The 16,437-nt window shown below is 66.0% G+C and carries 13 protein-coding genes and 1 pseudogene; 6 read left to right on the top strand and 8 right to left on the bottom strand.

What is annotated here, in order from left to right; all coding sequences use genetic code 11:
- The first annotated feature begins 11 nt into the window (after nt 1-11).
- The 4 genes from ACJ512_RS13645 to ACJ512_RS13630 all read left to right on the top strand — a co-directional run bounded on the left by ACJ512_RS13645 (nt 12) and on the right by ACJ512_RS13630 (nt 2,503).
- Nucleotides 12-977: a TIGR03564 family F420-dependent LLM class oxidoreductase gene (locus ACJ512_RS13645; protein WP_407687185.1), complete on the top strand. Its 966-nt coding sequence runs from the start codon at nt 12-14 to the stop codon at nt 975-977.
- Between the two features lie 61 nt (nt 978-1,038).
- On the top strand, nt 1,039-1,452 hold the full coding sequence (locus tag ACJ512_RS13640) for a DUF6632 domain-containing protein (RefSeq protein ID WP_407687186.1): 414 nt from the start codon (nt 1,039-1,041) through the stop codon (nt 1,450-1,452).
- Nucleotides 1,453-1,542: 90 nt separating this feature from the next.
- A complete protein-coding gene (locus tag ACJ512_RS13635) occupies nt 1,543-1,710 on the top strand; it encodes a hypothetical protein (protein ID WP_407687187.1) in 168 nt (55 codons plus the stop codon).
- A 61-nt stretch (nt 1,711-1,771) separates the two neighbouring features.
- Nucleotides 1,772-2,503, top strand: coding sequence for a glycoside hydrolase (locus tag ACJ512_RS13630; RefSeq protein ID WP_407687188.1), 732 nt, complete (start codon nt 1,772-1,774; stop codon nt 2,501-2,503).
- Between the two features lie 90 nt (nt 2,504-2,593).
- Here the strand turns inward: ACJ512_RS13630 and ACJ512_RS13625 are convergent, their stop codons facing one another.
- On the bottom strand, nt 2,594-2,986 hold the full coding sequence (locus ACJ512_RS13625; protein ID WP_407687189.1) for a hypothetical protein: 393 nt from the start codon (nt 2,984-2,986) through the stop codon (nt 2,594-2,596).
- A gap of 494 nt (nt 2,987-3,480) precedes the next feature.
- Here ACJ512_RS13625 and ACJ512_RS13620 point away from each other — a divergent pair, with 494 nt between their 5' ends.
- Nucleotides 3,481-6,453 carry an AMP-binding protein gene (locus ACJ512_RS13620; RefSeq protein WP_407687190.1) on the top strand — a complete coding sequence of 991 codons (2,973 nt, stop codon included), beginning with the start codon at nt 3,481-3,483 and terminating at the stop codon, nt 6,451-6,453.
- A gap of 203 nt (nt 6,454-6,656) precedes the next feature.
- Here ACJ512_RS13620 and ACJ512_RS13615 read toward each other — a convergent pair whose 3' ends face one another.
- The 4 genes and pseudogenes from ACJ512_RS13615 to ACJ512_RS13600 form a co-directional block, all read right to left on the bottom strand.
- The gene (locus ACJ512_RS13615) at nt 6,657-7,277 is read right to left on the bottom strand and encodes an STAS domain-containing protein (RefSeq protein ID WP_407687191.1); all 621 of its coding nucleotides are present in this window, start codon (nt 7,275-7,277) and stop codon (nt 6,657-6,659) included.
- Nucleotides 7,278-7,461: 184 nt separating this feature from the next.
- Entirely contained in the window at nt 7,462-8,322 is an 861-nt protein-coding gene (locus ACJ512_RS13610) for an alpha/beta fold hydrolase (RefSeq protein ID WP_407687194.1), read from the bottom strand.
- A 74-nt stretch (nt 8,323-8,396) separates the two neighbouring features.
- Nucleotides 8,397-9,750 (bottom strand): annotated as a pseudogene (locus tag ACJ512_RS13605) (fatty acid desaturase family protein).
- A 331-nt stretch (nt 9,751-10,081) separates the two neighbouring features.
- Entirely contained in the window at nt 10,082-10,261 is a 180-nt protein-coding gene (locus tag ACJ512_RS13600) for a DUF6131 family protein (protein ID WP_407687192.1), read from the bottom strand.
- 1,111 nt (nt 10,262-11,372) lie between these two features.
- On the opposite strand from ACJ512_RS13600, the gene ACJ512_RS13595 reads away from it, so the two are divergent.
- Nucleotides 11,373-11,825: a hypothetical protein gene (locus tag ACJ512_RS13595; protein WP_407687193.1), complete on the top strand. Its 453-nt coding sequence runs from the start codon at nt 11,373-11,375 to the stop codon at nt 11,823-11,825.
- Between the two features lie 322 nt (nt 11,826-12,147).
- On the opposite strand, the gene ACJ512_RS13590 is transcribed toward ACJ512_RS13595, so the two are convergent.
- The 3 genes from ACJ512_RS13590 to ACJ512_RS13580 all read right to left on the bottom strand — a co-directional run bounded on the left by ACJ512_RS13590 (nt 12,148) and on the right by ACJ512_RS13580 (nt 16,390).
- Entirely contained in the window at nt 12,148-13,869 is a 1,722-nt protein-coding gene (locus tag ACJ512_RS13590) for a transposase (protein ID WP_407689781.1), read from the bottom strand.
- A gap of 639 nt (nt 13,870-14,508) precedes the next feature.
- Nucleotides 14,509-14,991 (bottom strand): hypothetical protein, encoded by a 483-nt coding sequence (locus ACJ512_RS13585; protein WP_461480080.1) that lies wholly within the window; start codon nt 14,989-14,991, stop codon nt 14,509-14,511.
- A 316-nt stretch (nt 14,992-15,307) separates the two neighbouring features.
- The gene (locus tag ACJ512_RS13580) at nt 15,308-16,390 is read right to left on the bottom strand and encodes an IS110 family RNA-guided transposase (RefSeq protein ID WP_461480079.1); all 1,083 of its coding nucleotides are present in this window, start codon (nt 16,388-16,390) and stop codon (nt 15,308-15,310) included.
- Nucleotides 16,391-16,437 lie beyond the last annotated feature (47 nt).

The raw sequence follows: 16,437 nt of genomic DNA, 5'->3' as shown, positions 1-16,437 counted from the left end.
CGGGCGATGTCGTGAGGATCGGCCTGATGGTGGGCTCGGACAAGGAGCGCACCCGCGCGCAGCGGCTGACCGGTCTGCTCGAGGACGGAAGGGCCGCCGAAGCGGACGGATTCGCCTCGTTCTGGTTCCCGCAGGTGCCCGGCTACCTCGACGCGATGACGGCCGTCGCGCTGCTCGGGCAGGTCACCGACCGCATCGAGATCGGCACCGCGGTCGTGCCCATCCAGACCCGGCACCCGCTCATCATGGCGCAACAGGCACTGACCACGCAGGCCGCGTGCGCGGGCCGGTTCACGCTGGGCGTCGGCCCGTCACACCATTGGATCGTCGCCGACCAGCTGGGGCTGTCCTACGAGCGGCCCGCCCGTCTGGTCGGCGACTACCTCGACGTGCTGGACGCGGCGTTCGCCGGTCCCGGTGCGGTGTCGGTCGACAACGCCACCTACCACGTGCACAGCCCGGTGGACGTCACCGACTCCGCGGTGCCGGTGCTGCTGGCCGCGCTCGGCCCGGCGATGCTGCGCATCGCCGGGGAACGCGCCGGCGGCACCGTCCTGTGGATGGCCGACGAACGCGCGATCGGCGACTACGTCGTCCCCCGTATCACAGCGGCGGCAACGGCTCTCGGCCGCAACGGGATTCGCGTGGTGGCCGGCGTCCCGGTAGCGCTGTGCCGCGCCGGCGAGGTCGAGCAGGCCCGCGCCCATGCCAGCGAGGTGCTCGGCCACGCGGACTTCTCCCCCAACTACGTGCGGCTGCTCGAGCACGGCGACGCCGCCGACGTCGGCGACACCATGGCCGCCGGCGACGAAGCGGCCATCCTCGCCAGGTTGCGCCGGTACCGCGACGCCGGCGTCACCGACCTCGCCGCCCGGGTGGTGCCGCTGGGCGAGAACGCCCGGACCCGGCGCGAGTCGCGCCGCCGCACCCAGCAGTTGCTTGCCGCCCTGTCCGCGGAATTCGCCGCCGGAGCATAGCTGCGCGGCGGTGGGGAAAAGCGCATAATGACAAGCCATCAGCCACCGACAGGAGGCCACGATGGCAACGCCCTACAAACTCCTGCAACTGGCGCTGGTTTTCGTCGGCGCCGTCATGCTCCTGGTCTATCCCCTCGCGGTGGTCTGGCCGTCGGGCTGGATGTGGCACTCCGGTGCGCCGTACCGATCCGACTACTTCATGATGATCGTCGGCGTCTACGCCACCCTCGGGGTGTTCCTCATCAATGCGGCGCGCAGGCCGGAAAACAACCTCAGCCTGATCTGGTTCACGGTGTGGTCCAGCGGCGTGCACGCCGCGATCATGACGGTGCAATCCTTGGGCGACGGCCACATGGGACACCTCTGGGGCGACGTGCTGGCACTGTTTTTCGTGGCCGTGGTCTTGGCGGTGCTCGTGCGCGCAGCGGGGATCAAACAGCCGCCCGCCGATCGGTCTCGGCTGGCGACGAGGTAACGCGGACCCCCGGTGGGCCGAGGGTTTGGGCGCGCCCGATTCGGGCGATCCTGACGAGAAGTGTTCGTCGACCCTTCGAGGAGATCTCGCGTGGATCCGCAAGCCGACATCGACCCGCCGGAGGTACCCGAAGACGCCGGGAAGGCCACCGAGGAGCAGCGTCGGCTGCAGGAAGAGCTGGAAAACCAAGGCGAGGACCCGGACGCGCCGGGCCTGCACCAGTCCCGTCATGACGTCGCTGACGAATCCCGGCGTTAGACACCCGACAACAAACAGCAAAGTCTGCCCACGCGTCGCACGGGACACTAAGCTGCTGACCGTGGGTACCGCCGTGCTGGCCAACGGCCGGGGCCGCTGGCTGGCGATCGCGGCCTCGGTCATCGTCTCGTCCACCATGGTCTACGCCCAGAGCACCGAGCACCGGTGCTGCGTGGGACACCCGCCCGCCGCCCCGGCCGTCGCCAAAACCGCGGCGCCCGGCAGCCCGCAGATCGCCCGCGCCCCGGACGGGCCGCAGATGTCCGCTCCCGCGGACGGGCCGCGCATCGCCACCCCCGCGGAGGTGCAGTCGTTGGCGGCCAACGCGCCCACTGCCCCCGCCGCCGCCCAGAATTTTCTGGTCCCGCTGCCTCCCGGCGTGGCGCCGGAGCATGGGTTGCAGGTCAAGACCATCTGGGCGGCGCGTGCCATCGGCGTACTGTTCCCGGAGATCAGAGCGATCGGCGGGTACCGGCAGGACGCCCTGAAGTGGCACCCCGAAGGATTGGCGATCGACGTGATGATCCCGAACTACCACAGCCCGGAGGGGATCGCGCTCGGCAACCAGATCGCCGGGTATGCCCTCGCGAACGCCAAACGCTGGGGCATCAACCACGTGATCTGGCGGCAGCGGATCTACCCGGGCATCGGCACGGGGAGCTGGACGGCGGACTACGGCAACGAAACCCTCAACCACTACGACCACGTTCACATCGCCACCAATGGGGGCGGCTACCCCACCGGGCACGAGATCTACTACATCGCGGCGATGAGCCCGCAGCCGCCGGCGTGATCGGCGTCTGCGAATCTCCGCATGCCACGAGCGTCGAACCGCCCCACCGGTGGTACGAAATCGCCACCCAGGGTGAGAACGGGCGATCGGTCACGGCGTGGGGCTATCCGGATGCCGGACCGTGGGGTTCCTGAGCCGACGGTTGCTCATGGGTTCTCGCTGCGACTTCTGATGTTCAATCTGCCGGATCAGCTCGCGCTTTGCTTCGCCGAGGGCGCGGGTTAGGTCCGGGTTGTCAGCAACCGCTACCAATGGCGGAAAGCCGGGCAGGCTCGTGCGCAATGTGACGCGCTGCTCCTTGCCGCCGCGGTCCTGTAGGGAGACATCGACGACCAGGTCATGAGGGTCCCACCTTCCCAGGTGCGGCCCGAGCGTCGACAATGCCTCCACCACATGGCGTCGCTCATGCTCCTTGAAACCCGCACCCACCTGAAGCACGAGCCCCCCGAAGACATCTCGTTGTTCGTACTCGGATTTACCCATCGTGGCCTCATTTCGCGTAGGCGGCGGCCCTGCGGGTGCGGTAAACGCGCCGAGCCGCCCTCGAATGACTACAGGTCCGGATTGACCAGAGCGGGCAAAGAAGTCGCCGCCACCCGATTTCCGAGACACAAGCGCAAACCACATCGACCACCGCAGCGAATTCGAGCGTGCACATTTCTTCTGGTGGACAACACCTTTGGTTATTTTCGGTGTTGGAACTCCGTCAAAACGCGTGTTAGATGGCCTGTCTGCCAAGTATCTCTACCGCGTAACACTACACGCCCGAATGCTGCTTGGCGAAGCTTCGCGACAGCCGGTCACGATTCGATTCACGACGACACCGCTGACCACCGCGGCGTTTTAAGGGGTGTGCATTCCGGACATGACAGCAACGCCCCTCGAGAAGCGGACGCGAGGGCGCCTCACGTAGTGTCGATTGGGTGACGTCAGCAGATGGGCGATCAGCGGGAGTGTCGGTGTGACATGTGGTATCGGTGACATGGGGTAGCGGCCTGATCACCGGTCCGGTGAACCGGGCGATCGCGACCACGCGGAACGGCATCGAGGTGCTGCGGTTCGGTGGCCTTCAAACCGGATCCCGTCCGTCGCCGTTTCGGATCGTGGAGCGCTCCGACATGTACCGGCTGCGACGGTACTTCCCCGACGGGGCAAACGATCCGTCACGGCCGCCGGTAATACTCGTGCCGCCGATGATGATGTCAGCCAACGTTTTTGACGTCACCAGACACCAGGGCGCGGTCGGAGTCCTGCATGATCTCGGGGTGGACCCGTGGGTGGTGGACTTCGGCTCACCGGACCGGGAAACCGGTGGGCTCGAACGCACGTTGAGCGACCATGTGATCGCGCTGAGCCGCGCCGTCGACGCGGTACGAGCACACACCCGGCGCAAGGTGCATCTGGCGGGCTACTCGCAGGGCGGCATGTTCTGCTATCAGACCGCCGCCTACCGACGTTCCGAGGGCCTGGCCAGTGTCATCACGTTCGGTAGCGCCGTCGATTCGCTCGGCGGTCTGCCGTTCGGGATTCCCGCGGCCTTGGCGGGCCGCGGCGCCCAGCTGGTCGCCGACCACGTCTTCAACCGTCTCTCCGTGTCCGGATGGATGGCCCGTACCGGGTTTCAACTTCTGGACCCGATCAAGACGGTACGGGCGAGATGGGACTTCCTATGGCAACTCCATGACCGCGAGGCGTTGTTGCCCAGGGAACAGCAACGCCGCTTCCTCGAGGTGGAGGGGTGGGTGGCATGGTCGGGCCCCGCGGTCGCCGAACTGTTACGGCAGTTCGTGGTCCATAACCGCATGATGGCCGGTGGAGCCGTGATCGACGGCACGTTGATCACGCTCGCGGAAATCACCTGTCCGGTCGTTGCTTTCATCGGCGAGATCGACGACATCGGCCAACCCGCATCCGTGCGAGGTATCCGGCGGGCCGCCCCCCGGGCCGAGGTGTCCGAGGTGCTGTTGCGGGCGGGTCACTTCGGGCTCGTTGTCGGATCGACCGCCGCCACGCACACCTGGCCCACCGTGGGCCAATGGGTGCTGTGGCAAGACGGTCTGGGGCCCAGGCCCGACGGCGTTCGTCCGATGCAGGCCGACCCTGACGCCGGGGGCGACGGCGCCGCCGGGCTCTCGGCGCATATCGCTCGCTCGGCGGGTGCGCTGGCCGAATTGGGCATCGGCGTGGGGCTGGGGCTGGCCGGCGCCACGGTGGGTGCGGCGCGCAGCGGCGGGGAGATCGCCGGGGAGGCGCTACGTACCCTGCCCCGGCTCGCCCGCCTCGGACGGCTGCAGCCCCATACCCGGGTGTCGTTGGGCAGCTTGATGGCCGAACAGGCCAGCCGAGCGCCCGAGGAGGAATGCTTCCTCTTCGAGGATCGGGTGCACACCAACGCCGCGGTTGATCGCAGCATCGACGACGCGGTGCGCGGCCTCATCGCCGTCGGTATCCGTCAGGGAGCCAACGTCGGTGTGTTGATGGGCACCAGCCCCAGCGCCGTGGCCGCGATCGCGGCACTGTCGAGGCTCGGCGCGGTGGCGGTGCTGCTACCCCCGGATGACGATCTCGCCGCGGCCGTCCAGCTGTGCGAGGTGTCCGACATCGTCACCGACCCAGACCATCTCGCGGCGGCCACCGCAACCGACGCCAGGGTGCTCGTCCTCGGCCACCTTCCCACCGGCGGCCTGGGCCGGACGGAGCCGGGACGGGTCGTCGAGCTGGACCGCCTCGACCCGTCCGGTGCGCCGCTGCCCCGGTGGTATCGGCCGAACCCGGGCCGGGCAAGCGAACTCGCCTTCGTGTTCTTCAGCACGACGGGCGGACGCCGGGTGGTCAAGGAGGTCACCAATCATCGGTGGGCGCTGTCGGCGTACGGCACGGCCACTGCCGCCGCGCTCGGGCGCGGCGACACGATCTATTGCCTGACCCCGCTGCACCATCCGTCGGGTCTGATGGTCGCCCTCGGGGGCGCGGTCGCCGGCGGCTCGCGCATCGCCTTGACCCGGGGCGTCGACCCGACGCGGTTCGCGGACGAGGTGCACCGTTACGGGGTCACGGTGGTGTCCTACACCTGGGCGATGTTGCGCGAGCTGGTGGAGACGACATCGCCAGACCTTGCAGAACATCATCCGATCCGCCTGTTCATCGGAGCCGGAATGCCGATCGGGCTATGGCAGCAGGTAATCGACCGATTCGCTCCGGCCCGCGTCCTGGAGTTCTACGCCTCTACCGAAGGGGACGCCGTGCTGGCAAATATCACCGGCACGAAGACCGGGGCCAAGGGTCGGCCGCTGCCGGGCAGCGCCGAAATTCGGCTCGCCGGCTACGACGCCGCGACGGGCCGGTTCAGCGAGGATGAACACGGATTCGTGCGGCCCTGTGCGGACGACGAGGTGGGCGTGCTGCTGGCGAAACCACGCTCCGGACTCGATGCCGCGATCGGGTCGATGCGCGGTGTATTCGCCGCGGGAGATACGTGGATCACCACGAACCACCTGTTTCGCCGCGACAGCGACGGCGACTACTGGTTCGTCGACCACAGGAACACCGTGATCCAGTCCGGGCACGGACCCGTTTTCTGCCAACCGATTTGCGACGCCCTCGCCGACATCACCGGGACCGACCTGACCGTCGTCTATCCCGTCCCGACCGACACGCATGACGTCGCGGTCGCGGCCGTGACGCTGGGCAAGGACGGCGTCCTCACCGCGGCCGACCTGACCACGGCGTTGAGCGTCCTCCCCCGTCACCAGCGTCCCGCCATCGTCCACATTGTTGACCGCATCCCGCTTACGCCCTCCTATCGTCCACTGTCGACCGAGCTGCGCAGGGCCGGGCTGCCGGCGCCCGGGGAAACAACCTGGCACCACGACCTCACCGACGGCCACTATCGACAATCGACTACAAGCCACGACGCCCAGCCCCAGCAACGAACCGCAGACAGCGAGTAGGCGGGCCACTCCAGCGGCGAGCCGGAGTAATGACCTTGCCCCGGCCCGGTTTCAGTAACCCCGATCCTGTGAGGTCAACCGCGTCCAAGGCGGCGAACCGATCATCGGAGGCACACGAACGCGACCAAGCATGGGGCGCAACACATTAACCGCCGAGATCGACGCGGACTCGACATTTCTTGCCGGCGCCGCACTCCACAACCTCAGATTTTGCATCCTCGAAACCCAGGGTCAACCACCGTCAACGCCGGACCATCGAGCTTGGCGATTGCTTCTGTCAAGGTGCGTTGTTCCTGCCGGACCTGTTGTGTACCGCCGCACACCAGGCACACCGTGCGATCGCATCTCGAGGATTGTCCGAGATCCTTGCGGGTCGCGATGAGCTGTGGCGGACGGTGAGGCTGGCTTTGGACGATGGTTATCGCTGCCTCGACCGTGCTGGCGGCGGGTAGCAAGCCCTGTGGGTCGCCGATCCGCAGCACCCGGGACACTGCCGCACCGAACACTGTTGCCCAGCCGATGCCGACGTGCGCGCAGCAGCCGGAGACCCTGTGCAGCGCCGAGAAACCCTCGGTCCCAAAGAACTCCAGCTCGCGCAGATCAAGGATCAGCCCGCGGCAACGCATCAGATGCCCTAGCGTGTAGTCGGTCAGAATGTCAGCATTGGATGCGTCGATGTCGCCGTGGGCGCTGATGACAGCTACCGACGACCTGAGCCGACGACTGACTAACCGTGCGGTGTGACCCTGCCAGGGCTGGGAAAGAAAGCCACCCTCTGGCAGCACGGAGGGGGCGGGCGCAGTATCCATGGTGATCCCCGACATGCGGTTGCCACCGGTCTGTTCGGCGCGAGCCTACTGCTCTCAGAGGACAGCAGCGGACAGCTGACCTCATCCCGAACTGGTTGAGAGTCTCAACTCAGCTGACGTTCCACCCCGCGGGAGCAATTGTCAAGCGCCTTGTGGGTCGGATCTTGGCAGTCGACACTTCGCCGCATCTCGGTTCTGATCAGGTTTTTCGATTCGTCAGCTCGCGATCTCGCGCGGTGGTGACGATGAAGTCATCGAGGATGTCCACGACCGCTGTCGGGGACTCGACATGTGGGAAGTGCCCGACACCGGGGAGCACCTCAAGTCGACTACCTGGCACGGCGTCGTGAGCGGCGTAGCCGTGGGCGACGGGAATGATCCGGTCCTGCTCGCCCCAAATCAGCAAGGTGGGTAATCCATGACTTAGATGGATCTTGCCGAGCGCACTGACCGCCTGGCCGCGATAATCCACCACCGAGCGCAACGTACGCAGGAACGCCTGCCGTGTCTGCCGGTCCGATAATGACGAATAAGCGTTCCACATCTGACCGGCGCGCGGCGACTGGATCCCGGCCGACATGAGCCAGGATCCCAGCTTGTTGCCCACGTTCAACACCGGCTGCGGCGCGACCACCGGCAGCACCAGTTCGGTTCCGGGTGCCGACAGGATCCGCAATATCCAGTTCACGTCGGGGCCAAGGCCGCCACTACTGATGAGAACCAGTCGCTGGCAATAGTCGCGATGTTGATAGCTGAACTGCATGGCCACACCGCCACCAAGTGACTGACCGACTACCGTCGCCCGGCTGATGCCCAGTTCATCGAGCAGGTCACGCAGCGACACCGCGAACGCCCCCAGCGAATAGTCACCACGCGGCTTGGCTGATTCCCCGTGCCCCGACAGGTCCGGTGCCACCACCCGATACTTCTTCGCCAGCTGAGGAATGACCGCCCGCCAGGTCGCCGAACTTCCCGCCATCCCATGAATCAACAACAGCGCCTCGCCGGCTCCTGCCTCCCGATAGGCAATGCGCTCACCGTGCAGATCGAGATAGTTCATCTCACCCACGTGCACCGGTCTCCATCCGACGGTGTTCCGGCCTGCTGGCTCAACGGCATTAACGATCGCTCTCCCTACTTTGAGTCAACACTAACATAACCTACGGTGGCGTAGGTTACCGACCAGTAAAGCACTGCTCTTGCGGGCATGATCGATGCCGCCCTGGTCTGTGTCTTGGCCGATGCGCGGGTGCGACGTCGCTGCCGGGTCGCTGCGATTGCTGTCTTGAGCCCGCGGCGGTGCCCGGTCGCCGGGTCGGTCCCGACGAAAGCACGGTCCAGTTCGGTGAACATTCGCGCGCTGCGGGTCTCCGGAGCGTCGTCGGCGGTGTCGCGCAGGTAGCGGTCCGGCAGCGACAGTTTGGCAATGGTGCGCCACGTCTTGCCGTACTGCGGCAGAAACGAGCCCGTGGTGTAGGAAAGGTCGTACTTGCTTGGCGCAAATTCGTCTGACCCGCACCGAGATCTGGTGCAGCCGGTTACTGGGCAGATCGGTGTAAAGGTGATGCTCGATCTGGTGACACAGGTTGCCGCTCATGAACCGCATCATCGGCCCGGCGGCAAAGTTGGCGCTACCGAGCATCCGACGGAGATACCACTGGCCCTGCGTTTCGCCGATCACGTCGGTATTCGTGAATTTCTCTGCGCCATCGCGGAAATGCCCGCAGAAGATCACCGCGTTGGCCCAGAGGTTGCGGATCACGTTGGCCACCACGTTGGCCGTCAGCGTCGATTTGTAGGTCGCCGCCGGTGACAGCGAGGTCAGCGCCGGGAACGCGACGTAGCCCTTGACCACCTGCCGTGCGGCCTTGACCGAAAACTCACGTGTCTGTTGAAGGGTGAGGTCGCGCTCCGGGCCGGCCTTCAGCACCTTCTCGAAATCGATTGGCTGCAAGCCGATCCCCCACTCGAATCCGAGCGCAAGGACGGCGTTGAACAGTAGGGTGCCGATGTTGAAGCGCTGCCAGGGCTGGTCTCGGGTGACTCGCAGGGCGAAGTAGCCCACATCGTCATCCATGCCCAGGATGTTGGTGTACTTGTGGTGCTGGAAGTTGTGGGTCAAGCGCCAGTGCTTTGACGCCGAACTCATGTCCCACTCCCATGTCGAGGAGTGGATCTCGGGATCGTTCATCCAGTTCCATTGGCCGTGCATGACATTGTGGCCGATCTCCATGTTCTCGATGATCTTGGCCAGACCCAGACTCACCGTTCCCCCCCACCACAAAGAGCGTTTCGAGCTGCCGGCCAGCATGAGCCGGCCGGCGATCTCAAGGGCGCGTTGCGCGGCGATGGTACGGCGGATGTAGCGCGCGTCGCGGTCGCCACGGGAATCCTCGATGTCCAGCCGGATCGCGTCCAGCTCAACAGCCAGACTCTCGATGTCGGTGTCGGTCAGGCGAGCGAAGGCCGGAATGTCCGTAATCGCCATCGCTTGCCTCCCTTTCGTCGGGCTTATACAACGGGTCGCCAAAATTCATCGGCAACGAACAACCCAGACCGACCGCATCCGCCGCTATCGTGCGGACCTGCGCCGCAGATTGGTTGGCGGTTCTGCGGTTCGTTCTGCCGACTCAGGTGTGTCCGATGCATCTGCGGTCTAATCGACTTTGTCTGCGCGCTAACACTATTCGCTCATTTAGTCGCGGCACGTCGCCGCCTCGCGGCGTAAGGCGGCGGCTTGTTGCAGACCAGTGGCTCGGGCGGCGCTCACATGGGCTTGGGCCGACCGAACCCGGTAGCCACTGAGTAACTCTGACCCCTTAGTAGTAGTGGCGGCGGCCGCCGACGGCGTGTCCCATCCGTCCCATCAACATCAGTAGCAGGCCGACGACGAGGATGATGACCCCGACGACCAAGCAAATGTGGGCGTAGGCGAAGGTCGGGACGAGGGCAGGGAGGAGGAGCCCGAGGGCGATGAGGACGATTCCAAAAACGATCACGACGTTTACCTGGTTTCTCTGTAGATGTAGATGTTTGGGGAGGAGGATTGTCCGGGTCAGTTGTTTGAAGGCGCCATTTAGCCTGACCTCCGGGCGTTTTGGCGTCGCCCTAGTCTGGTGTCGCGTCCTTCGTTGCGTCGCCGGCCATTCCCGATGCCACCGAAACAGGTGTTTCTCCCCCGGTCGCCGGTCAAGTGGTCACCAAACCGACGGGCATGGGTCGGGTGAACAGGAGATTGCCGGCCCTCCGAATCCCGGGCCAACGGGGGAATGGGCAACATGTGCATGCTGTCTCGACCGAAACGGGTAGACATCGGAATGTGCGGCGCGAGCAAACGCTCATCAAGTTCGGCGGCGTACAGCCAAACTCACTTCCGGACTGGCTGAAGAATCCAGCACCTCCAAATGTACCCCTCTCGGGAACCCCCGGCTAGTTGCCTCAGACGACTGCGGCGTGGCCGCTGCGTTGATTGCAGGTGTGCAGCCGGGTGTAAGGGCCCGGCAGCGTTCGGCGTTGCCCGCCCGTAGCGCCAAGCACGCTGATGACCATCTCGCGGGCCGCGCACCATCACGACACCCCTGACGTGTACTACCAATTCCCACAGTTGGGGGATCTCAGAACGCACAGTTAGATTCGATAACCCCCTCTGATCGCCTGGGCCGGCGCCGCCACTGGCGGCATCGCCGACCCTTGGACTCGGCTCGATCGAAGGCGCGATCGCCCTGTGGTGGACGAGATCCAGTCACCAGGACGGTAGCTTAGCGATTGCCTCGGGGTGAGCACGAAGACGGCAGAGCATCAACCGATCTCGGGCCGTCTACGATCGCCGGTGCAGCCTACGGGACCATCGGCCGGGGAGCACTGAGCGTTGTGTCGGCCGGCGGCGACGGACGGGCCGCCATCGCCAGCGCGCGCGTCGGGCCAGGTCGGCTGTCTGCCATTGTCGCACCCCTGTCCATTCACGCATCGTCATCTAGATGCCACCCGGACAGCTGGCCTCCGGTCGCCCCGCATCGGCGTAGGATTACAGCACCTGTCAACGATGTTGACCTGCAGTAGCGCCGATCTGGCGCGTACTGAATTTCTAGCACCAGGATCAGAGGGATCGACATGATCGTCATCCTTGGATTAATTGTTCTGCTTGCCGCGGTGATCGTGGGGTTCACCGGGGTGCTGCTCAATGCCGGGCCGGCTCACCACTTGACCGCGAATTTCGCCGTATTCGGCTTTCACGTCACCGGGTCGACCGGCACGTTGTTTCTCTTCGGCATCGTGATCGGTGCGGTCGCGATGCTCGGGCTTTGCATGTTGCTGGCCGGTGCCGGGCGCACCGCGGCTCGCGGGCGAGACGCCCGACGCGAACTCAAGAGGTCACAGCGCGAGACGGCGTTTCTGAACCGCGATCGTGATCAACTGCTCGAACACCAGCAGGTCGACGCAGCCACTGGCCGAACCGTGAATCCGGATCACGCCGACGATCGCAGCACGCGAGTTTCCCGGTTCGGCCGCTCGTCACGCGATCGACAACGGACCAGCACAGCCCACGGCGACAGCCCCCGGTAATTGTCGACACGGGGCGAGGCCTTCCCGGCCTCGTCAACCTTCACCGGCATGAGCATGTCGTTGAAGCGCCTGTACGGCTTGTCGAAGTAACGACCGTTGATTGACTTGCTGCTGGTGCACAAAGCGCGCGGCAGAGGCCTAGGTGGCTGGTGTCGAACGGCCATTGTGGGGGCGCTGGTTGACCGGTCGGGCTATTGGGCGATGCTCGTGTGGTCGTGAGCGGTTCCTAGCTCAGGTGAATTCGGTTGTCGGGATTGGCGATTCCGTTGCTTGGCTGGTCTACAGGCGGTCCTGGTGGGCCGGTTGGCATCGCCGACCGGCCTCAGGTCGTGGCGGCGGCCCAGTTTGCGCCTTCCCGGTGTAATCCGAGCACACCCAGGCGTGCGAGGTTGATCGCGGCGGCCAGCAGGGAGAAATCGGCGGCGACCTTGGTGGTGCCGCGCACGCGCGCACGGCGGCCGCCGTGGCGGCGGCGCATCAGGTGGCCGATCTTGCGTTCCACTTTCGGCCGGGTGGCCTTGTAGTCGGCGACCCAGCCCGGATCTGCTTGGGTGGTGCGAGCACGGGTGAGTTCGGCCTCGTAGCGGCTGATCGCGATGGTGCGCCCGGCGGTTGAGCTGGTGCACTGCTCGGCCAGTGGGCAGCAGGCGCAAGCCGGGCCGAACACCGCGTTGCCGCCGCCGCCCTTGGCCGGGCGGATCGGCACGGTCACCGCGCCCGGGCAGGTGACCGTGCCGACGTCGAGGTCGATGACGAAGCGGTCCTTGGCGTAGCGGCCACCCGGCGCGGTCGGTGGCTGCACCTTGGTGAAGATTTCCGCGCCCGCGGTTTCCAACACGGCCAGCAGTTTGCCCGCACCGTAGGCGGCGTCGCCGTAAACCGCCGGGCATCGCTGGTCTTGGGCTCCGCACACGCTGGGGGCGCTCCCGTCGCCATCACCATCACCGACCGCGCTGGCCGCGGTCGTCGTGCCAGCACTTGCACCGAGGCTCGAGTCGTCCTGAGGATCAACGCAATCTCCGTCGGCGGTGTTGGTGTCGCTGGTCACCGGAGTGGGTAGGTCGCCGGCCAGCAGGTCGGTGGCGGGTTGGGCGTCGCCGGCGTTGCCGGCGGTGACTTCGGTGGCGGTGATGATCTCGGCGTCGGGGTCGATCGCGATGTGACCCTTGTATCCGTCGAAACCCCGCGCGGAGGTCTTGTGGCCGTGGCGTGCCTGCGGGTCCACCGTGGAGATCACCCGATCGGCGGCCACACGGCGCGCGATGCGGAATATCCCGTCGGCGGCGTCTTGGTCGAGGTCCTGGCCGACCACGGTGGCCAACAGTTTGGCCGCCTTGTCCACCTCGGGCTTCAGCGCCTGCTCATCCAGGCAGGCCAGCAGCGCAGACGCGTCGCGGGCCAGCGCGTCCACCAGCGCCTCGCGCGCCGCCACGTCGTCGTAGTCACACACCGGTTTGCCGGCGCTGACGTAGTCGTCGTCGCGGGACAGCCGCGCCCGCAGCGCGGGTTGCAGCTCCGCGCCGGCGACCGCCAGCAGTCCCCGGATCGCCGAGCGGATCAATGTGACCGTGTCCATGGTGGCCACCGCGTCATACAGCGGGGTCGAGTCCAGCACCCGCTTACGGCCCACCAGCCCGGCCGCCTTGGCCGCTTGCAGGGTGACCTCAAAGATCCGGTCCGGGCGATCCGAGCGGGCCAGCCTCGCGCGCATGTCCACCAACACGGTGTGCACAAACCCCGGATAATCGAAGTCCAGCCCGCCCGCGGCATACTTCCACCGCGCGTCGAACGCGAACCGATCCACCGCCTCCCGATCCGAAAGCCCCTCGATGCGCTGCAACACCATCACCACCGCCACAATCATCGGCGGCACGCTGCGCCGGCCGACATCGGTGAACAAGTCGGCGAACATTTCATCGCCGAACAAGTTGAAGCACTCCCGGTGCAGCACGCTGTAAATCGAGTCCGGCGCCACCCGGCCCTCGCAGAAATCCACCGTCGACCGCCACAAATCCGCCTGTTTCGGCGTCAAACCCAAACTCACCCAACCATTCTCGCCGACCGCACCCGATTACCCGGTCAACGCCACGCGAAAAACACCAGCCACCTAGGCGGTAGTCGTCCGGACCGTCGGAATTAGCGAACCATCCGCAGGTATCGCTGCGTGTGATCCTGGCTGATCCGCCGCAGGCCCTCGCGGTAGCCCAACACGGCAGGACTCTGCATCGCGAGTGTCTGGTTCTGACCAGCGATCGGGTCGTGTCCGTTCCCGTCGCTGTATAGCCGGTGGACCCAAATTGGTTCACCACGGGTGTACACGACGAGAACGGCTTGCAGCGGATATGTCGGAAGCGAATGTCCGCGCCGGCGGAACCACATGGAAGTCGCAACGCGTCAATCGGTTTCGAGCAGCGGTGATCCGCGCAGTCATGCCCAAGCCAGCGCAGCGCCGAACCAAGCGTAAAGACCGGTGCGGTTCGCACAGTGGGCGACGGGTCGGTGGTAAGCGAACCGTTCAAGGCGATTCCCAACGTGGGGTTCTCACCGCGTGTTCGGCGCGAGCTTGCTGCTCAGCGAGGACAACGGCGGACAGCCGACCTCATCCCCGACGTGGCTGGGTTCTCAACATCGCTGACCCTACACGGCGCGGGGCTTTGGGAACCACCGAACGTGCTTGGCGCACTCAGCCGATTTCGGGCTCCGGACCGACGCGCTCGGCGTCGGCCGGGTCCTCAGCGGTGAGCGTGTCGAGGATGAACTGCGCGGCGCTGTGTCGATCGGCGCGCGCGCCATGCGCTCGGATTTCCAATTCCCGATGAGCCTGCCGCGGCGTGTAGCCGCGGCCGATGAGGACCCCGATCGCCTGATTGACCACCGACGCAGCCCGCAGATATGTCCGGAAATCCGACCCGTCAGGGACGCTGAGATGCTGATCGAGCGCGAACTCACTGGGCAGGCGGCCGGTTAGCCACGCCAGGTCCGCGGCGAGGTCGACGAATGCGCCCGGCGTGCCCGCATACAGAGTGAGGGCAACCCGCGGCGCTGCCCGGCCGTCACCGACACCGACACCGGGCAACGTCAGCCGAAGCGAGGTGCGAACATCGCCGGCCCCGCCGTCCTCAAGGGTGCTGAACGTGAATGGCGGATCGCTGCCTTCGACGGTCACGCTCAGCCCTGATATGGAATCGGTTTTGTCAAGACCGCAGGGGGAAGCGGCGTCCTCGACCGTCGCCGGGACGCCGCTTCCGTTGACCGAACTGACTTTGGGTGGATGGCGAGCGTGTCGTGTGTCGACGCGTCGTCAAGTCTGATATTCGCGGGTTGGTTACCGCAGGACGGACTGTTCTGCTGGAGTGGATCGCGGGTCTAGAGATCGAGCGTAATCAGACTGCACTGCAACATGATTGCTCATAGGGCGTTCGCGGGTCACTCCCAGGCGCTGCCGCCACCACCGGGTTGTTCGGACAGTTATGGGCCGGTGCTCAGGTGTCGAGCACAGCCAGCGACCAGCACCAGCCGGCCAGTTCCCGGGCGATGGCGGTGTTGGCGACCACGGGGCGCTTCTTGCGGGCATCGAAGGACACCCAGCGGTGGTGCAGACGCCGGTTGGCTTGCTGGCCCCGCGCCCGTGCTGCCGGGCTGGCGGCATCCCAGCGCCGCCGCAGATCTACCCCGGGCCGATACGGTTGACGGTGGTGCCAGGCCGCTTCGATCAGCAACCGGCGGGCATGGCCGTTGCCGGTCTTGGTGATCGATCCCTGCGAGCGTGAATTCCCCGACGTGTACTCGCATGGCACCAGCCCGAGGTAGGCCCCGATTGAGCGCCCGGTCAACCGGCCCCAGTCACCGATCTCGACCGCCAGCCCGAACGCGGTCAACGTCGAGACCCCACGCAAGCAGCCCAACCGCGTGACCACCGGCGTGTAGGCACTGTCGGCGGCCAGTTCGGCGATCGCGGCATCGAGTCGGTCGCGGCGATCAACGGTGGCCAGCATCGTATCCAGGGCGGTGTCGTAAGCCAGCTGCAATGGGGTGGCTTCGAAGCGTTGCGCCCGTAGCCATGCCTCGTGCTTACCGGTCCAAGTCCGCCCGCCGGAGTAGATGATCCCTTGGCGCAGCAGCAGTTTCGATACCCGGTGCCGGGAACTCATCAGATCGCCGCGGCAGTCCTCACGGGCGCGCACCAGATCGCGGGCTGCTTCCTGATCCGCGCTGGGAATCGTGACCGCCACGATTTGTCCCAGATGCAGCAACCGGGCCAGATGCGCGGCATCACGGGCGTCGGTCTTGACCCGATCCCCTGATGGGCGCTGCAGCTTCGACGGCGCAGCCACCAGACACATGACCCCCGCGGCCAGCAGAAACCGGGCCAACCCGAACCCGGTTGGCCCCGCCTCATACGTCACCGCCACCCTGCCCGGCAGCGACCGCAGCCAGTCCAGGACATCCCGATAGTCCGGGGTCAATCGCCGTTCGAACACCTCCCCGGTGTCCCCGTCCAAGGCGCACGCGACCACTGATCGTGCGTGCACATCCAACCCAACACTCGTACGATGGCGTTTCACTGGGGCCTCCTACATCTGTGGCTCTACCGGCCAGGACCTGATTCCTG

The organism is Mycobacterium cajalii (genome assembly GCF_045809005.2).
Classification (GTDB): domain Bacteria; phylum Actinomycetota; class Actinomycetes; order Mycobacteriales; family Mycobacteriaceae; genus Mycobacterium.
This window is presented reverse-complemented; position numbering and strand designations above follow the sequence as displayed.